Genomic DNA, 531 nt, shown 5'->3' on the forward strand with positions numbered 1-531 from the left:
GGGGATGGGTCGTCGGTTGTTGGCCGAGGAGCCGGCGTTTGCTGCTGCGGTGGCGGAGTTGGAGCCGGTTTTTGTCCGGCAGGTGGGTTTTTCGCTGTGTGAGGTGCTCGAGCAGGGCCGGGAGATTTCCGGTGATGCTCAGGTGCAGCCGGTGATCATGGGGCTGCAGTTGGCGTTGGCGGCGTTGTGGCGGTCCTATGGGGTGGTTCCGGATGCGGTGATCGGGCATTCCATGGGGGAGGTGTCGGCGGCGGTGGTGGCCGGGGCGCTGACGCCGGAGCAGGGTTTGCAGGTGATCGGGGTGCGGTCGTCGTTGATGTCGCGGCAGGCCGGTCAGGGTGCGGTGGCGTTGCTGGAGTTGGATGCCGCAGCGGCTCAGGAGTTGTTGGCCGGTTATCCCGGTGTGGAGGTGGCGGGGGATCTGTCGCCGCGGCAGACGGTGGTGGCCGGTGCTCCTGCGCAGGTGGATGCGGTGATCGCTGCGGTGGCCGGCGCGGAGCGGTTTGCGCGGCGGGTCAATATGGAGGTGGC

General features: G+C 68.2%; 1 protein-coding gene. It reads left to right on the plus strand.

Annotated elements, in window-relative coordinates:
- The coding region (locus tag LI92_RS21465) for an acyltransferase domain-containing protein (RefSeq protein WP_046322617.1) at window positions 1–531 on the plus strand (531 nt) is incomplete at both ends.

The sequence above is a fragment of the Mycobacterium sp. UM_Kg1 genome, assembly GCF_000972925.1.
GTDB lineage: Bacteria > Actinomycetota > Actinomycetes > Mycobacteriales > Mycobacteriaceae > Mycobacterium > Mycobacterium hiberniae.